Origin of the sequence: Pseudomonas sp. HMWF021 (genome assembly GCF_003061005.1) — a bacterium.
Taxonomy (GTDB): domain Bacteria; phylum Pseudomonadota; class Gammaproteobacteria; order Pseudomonadales; family Pseudomonadaceae; genus Aquipseudomonas.
Window position 1 is genome coordinate 1 of the sequence record NZ_QAIK01000077.1, and the last position, 4,233, is coordinate 4,233.

At 61.9% G+C, this 4,233-nt stretch carries 4 protein-coding genes and 1 pseudogene; 2 read left to right on the top strand and 3 right to left on the bottom strand.

What is annotated here, in order from left to right:
- A pseudogene (locus DBR18_RS10560) lies at positions 1 to 287 on the bottom strand (DNA polymerase II); the annotation flags it as partial.
- A 353-nt stretch (positions 288 to 640) separates the two neighbouring features.
- Between DBR18_RS10560 and DBR18_RS10565 the strand changes: the two are divergent.
- Entirely contained in the window at positions 641 to 1,081 is a 441-nt protein-coding gene (locus DBR18_RS10565; RefSeq protein ID WP_007966640.1) for a CBS domain-containing protein, read from the top strand.
- Positions 1,082 to 1,172: 91 nt separating this feature from the next.
- Here DBR18_RS10565 and DBR18_RS10570 read toward each other — a convergent pair whose 3' ends face one another.
- Both DBR18_RS10570 and DBR18_RS10575 read right to left on the bottom strand, forming a co-directional pair.
- Positions 1,173 to 1,796 (bottom strand): glutathione S-transferase N-terminal domain-containing protein, encoded by a 624-nt coding sequence (locus tag DBR18_RS10570; RefSeq protein WP_108590275.1) that lies wholly within the window; start codon positions 1,794 to 1,796, stop codon positions 1,173 to 1,175.
- A 70-nt stretch (positions 1,797 to 1,866) separates the two neighbouring features.
- Positions 1,867 to 2,946, bottom strand: a complete 1,080-nt coding sequence (locus DBR18_RS10575; protein ID WP_108590276.1) for a DUF1615 domain-containing protein — start codon at positions 2,944 to 2,946, stop codon at positions 1,867 to 1,869.
- Between the two features lie 265 nt (positions 2,947 to 3,211).
- Between DBR18_RS10575 and DBR18_RS10580 the strand changes: the two genes are divergently transcribed.
- On the top strand, positions 3,212 to 4,233 hold a 1,022-nt coding region (locus tag DBR18_RS10580), incomplete at its 3' end, for a TonB-dependent siderophore receptor (RefSeq protein ID WP_158275046.1).

Below are 4,233 nucleotides of genomic sequence, written 5' to 3' on the forward strand. Positions count from 1 at the left end.
GTTTCCAGACGCATCAGCTGGCCGTGTTGCTGGCAATACAGCCCCAGCACCGGGCGGTGTTCGAAATCCTGCAGGGCCAGCGGGCGCAGTTCGACGTTCTTTTCGTCGTGCAGCAGGCGTTCGGCCGCTTCGCGTTGTGCGGCGGGGATAAACGCCACCGACGTCTGCGGCGCCAGACGCACACGGCGCGGCCCGGCGTCGGTCGCCAGCCAGAACTCGACTTCGGTGCCGGCCGGGGTATCGCGCCAATGCCGGGTCAGGACGAAGCCCTGCTGTAAATCCACCACTGCAACCTCAGAAATCCGATCAGAGGGGCATTCTACGCTGCCCTTCAAGGGATAATCCCATTCCTGTAGGGAGGGGATTTAGCGAAACGTCGCACCGCCCCGATGGCCTGCGTAGCGGGCCCAAAGCCATCCAGTGATATATGTCAGAAAAATCCGGCTTCATGAGTTTGGGGCTACTTCGCAGCCCGTCGGGGATAAATCCCCTCACCACAAGGTTTCCCTTCGCGCAGGCTCAGGGGTAGGTATTTTCGGCAAATGACGTTTTTTGCGTGCTATCTGCCGCTTTGCCACCTTGCCCTGCGCGCCAGCGTCTACGATGCTTGAAGAACAACGACAACACCTGAGTAACCGCCATGAAGACCGTCGCCCAACTGCTCAAGCTCAAAGATCAGAAAAATCAGGAAGTGCACCAGATCAAGCCCGATCACATGGTGCTCGAAGCGCTGATGAAGATGGCCGAGAAAAACGTCGGGGCCTTGCTGGTGGTGGATAACGACGAAGTGCTGGGCATCATCAGCGAACGCGATTACGCGCGCAAACTGGTGCTGCACGGGCGCTCGTCGGTAGGCACGCCGGTGCGCGACATCATGGTTTCACCGGTGATCACCGTGGACACCCACCAGACCGTCGACACCTGCCTGGGCATCATGTCCGACAAACGCCTGCGTCACCTGCCGGTGGTGGAGAACGGCAAACTGATCGGCCTGCTGTCGATTGGCGACCTGGTGAAAGAGGCGATTGCCGAGCAGGCGGAGCTGATCAAGCAGCTGGAGCAGTACATTCGCGGGGAATAACAGCACAGCAAAAGATCGCAGCCTTCGGCAGCTCCTACAGAGAACAGTGTAGGAGCTGGCCGAAGGCTGCGATCTTTTGATCTTTACACTATTAAACCGGCCAGTGCCGGGCAAACACCGGGGCCAGCACCGGGTGCCGGTCAATGCGCTGCAACCACGCATAGAACCCCGGACGGCTCTGGCGCAGGTGTTCGCGGCTGCCCGACCAGCGCGTCACCACGGCTGCCAGCACGTCCAGTGCACCGGGTGTTTCGTCGTCCAGATACAGCTCGGCGGAAAACTGGTCGGCAAACACTTCCCAGCTCCAGTGCAAACGCTCCCGCGCGCCGGCCATCAGGTTCTGCCGTGAGGCTTCGTCGGGCATCACCAGCCAGCGCTCGGGGTAATCGATGACCCCGATGGCCGCGTAGCAATTGCTGACGATGTAGACCATGCCGCGAATCGCCTGATCGCGATCAGCGGCCTTGTCCGGCAACAGGCCGGATTCGGGAAAGCTCAGGCCCAGGTGAATCAGAATCGCCACACTCTCGGTGATCGCACTGCCGTCGGGCAATTGCAGGGTCGGCACCTGTTTCAACGGATTAAGACGCGACAGTGCCTCGGCGGCTTCGGCCGAAGCTTCGATATCGATGAAGCGATAGGCGATCTGGCACAACTCCAGCGCCGCTTCGATGGCCGCTGCGCCCGAGTTTCTGTGCCCGTAAAGTTGATACATGACGCCCCCCTTTCTGTTGTTTGCGCGGTTTTCAGGGTCAACTGTAGCTGCTTCGCCGCCAACGGCAGGGTCACCCCTTGGCCATGCAGCGTTTGTAGCGCTCATCCACCCGCTTGGCGAACCACGCAGTGGTCAGTTTGCGAGTGATTTTCGGGCTCTGCAGCACGATCCCCGGCAACACGGCGCGCGGCAAGGTCTTGCCTTCAGCCTTCTCGGCCAGTTCGAACACGCGCTGGTAGAGTTTGGTCTCTTCGAATTCCAGAGTCTTGCCCTTCTCCAGTTGATCGCGAATGGTCGGGTTGCGCATGCCCAGCGATTTGCCGAGGGTGCGCACCGCCAGTTCGGTCGTGCCGGGCATGATCGAGTCATAGCGGATCAGGTCGCCATCCAGCGCCAGCGGGATGCCCGAGGCACGGCTGACAGCGTTCTGGAACGCGGCATTGCGGCTGGCGTACCAGCCGGCGTTGAAATCAGCGAAGCGGTACAACGGCTCGCGGTAGCTCACCGGGTAGCCGAGCAAATGCGCGATGCCGAAGTACATGCCGCCACGCCGAGTGAACACTTCGTGGCGGATCGTGCCGCTGACGGGGTACGGATAAGCCTTGGCGTGCTGCTCGGCGAATTCGATGCTGACCTGCATCGGCCCGGCGGTGTGCACCGGGTTGAAGCCGCCGAACAGGGTGCGGCCCATGGGCACCATGCCGATGAAGTCATCGAAGATCGCGCTCAAGTCTTTTTCGCTGCGCGCTGCGTTGAGGCGTTCGCTGTAGGTCTTGCCAGTCGGCGAGCGTACGGCCAGCGCGGCGCTGACCAGCATCCCGGGGATGTGTGCCTTGGTGGCGCGGCGGTCGATTTCGTCGCGGGCGATCTTGCCCATGCCCGGCACGGTCGGGTCGACCTGATAGGTTGATTCCTGCTCGGCCACGGCCAGCACCGAACACAGGTTTTGCGTGGTCGGGCTGATGCCCTGCGCGGCGAATGCGGCGTAGATGTCGGTGGCCCAGCCTTGGCGGTCGGGCACTTTTGCCGGCATCAGCCGCACGATTTCGGCCTTTACTTCGGCGGGCGCACGTGGCGCCGGCTCCTGACTGCGCTGGCCGGCGCAACCGGCGAGCACCAGCAGTGCTGCGAGGGTAATGAGTAATCGCATTGCTTCATCCAATCCACTAAGCCAGAACACCATACACAATCCCTGTAGGAGCTGCCGCAGGCTGCGATCTTTTGATCTTGTCTTTTAAAGATCGCAGCCTGCGGCAGCTCCTACAGGTGAAGGTGTGTTTTACGGTGTGGTGACAAACTGATTGCAAAACGTTACTGCGAACTCCTATCATTTGCGCCTGGAGTCGCATTTGCGCAAGGAGTTCCCGCGCCGCCCTATTTTTTCTTGCCGGCCACACGCCTCCAGGTACGACCACATGCCCGCTTCAGCACGCCTCGCTGTCCCGTTCCGCCCCACCCTGCTTGCCCTGCTGTGCTCCCTGACCGTCACCGCCCATGCCGCCGATGAAAACACCGGCGAGCTGGTGCTCGATAACGTCAACATCAACGCCCAGGCACCCGCGCCAAACGCCCTGCCCCCGGCCTATTCCGGCGGTCAGGTGGCGCGCGGCGGCCAGCTCGGCGTTCTGGGCAATCAGGACATGATGGATGTGCCCTTCAGCGCGGCGTCCTACACCGAACAGCTGATTCAGGACCAACAGGCAGAAAACGTCGCCGACGTGCTGCTCAACGATGTATCGGTGCGCCAGGCTTCGGGCTTCTCCAACCAGGCGCAGGTCTTCATGATCCGCGGCCTGCCGCTCAACGGCGACGATATTTCCTATAACGGCCTGTACGGCGTGCTGCCCCGGCAGATCATTTCCAGCGACGCGCTGGAGCGTGTGGAAGTGTTCAAAGGCCCGAACGCCTTCATCAACGGCGTGACACCGACCGGTTCCGGCATCGGCGGTGGCGTCAACCTGCAGCCCAAGCGCGCCGGCGACGAACCGCTGCGCCGCTACACCACCGACATCAACAGCGAAGGTCGCGTCGGTCAGCATTTCGATATCGGCCAGCGTTTCGGCGAAGACAACCGCTTCGGCGCGCGGATCAACCTGTCCCAGCGCGAAGGCGACACCGGCATCGATCACGAAAACCAGCGCTCGAAACTGTTCGCCATCGGCCTCGACTACCGTGGCGACGCCCTGCGCATTTCCGGTGACTTCGCCTACCAGAAGGAACGCGTCAACGGTGGCCGCAACTCGGTCAACCTCGGCACCGCCACGCACATCCCGGACGCACCGTCGGCCGACACCAACTACGCGCCGAAGTGGGGCTACACCGACATCGAAGACACCTTCGGCATGCTCCGCGCCGAATACGATCTGAACGACAACTGGACCGCATACGTTGCCGGCGGCGCCAAGCACACCCGCGAAGTCGGGCGCTACAACTCGAC

Excerpts from the sequence above, each read along its gene's own strand:
- DBR18_RS10565 (WP_007966640.1), top strand. The coding sequence starts at position 641 with ATGAAGACCGTCGCCCAACTGCTCAAGCTCAAAGATCAGAAAAATCAG.
- DBR18_RS10570 (WP_108590275.1), bottom strand. The coding sequence starts at position 1,796 with ATGTATCAACTTTACGGGCACAGAAACTCGGGCGCAGCGGCCATCGAA.
- DBR18_RS10575 (WP_108590276.1), bottom strand. The coding sequence starts at position 2,946 with ATGCGATTACTCATTACCCTCGCAGCACTGCTGGTGCTCGCCGGTTGC.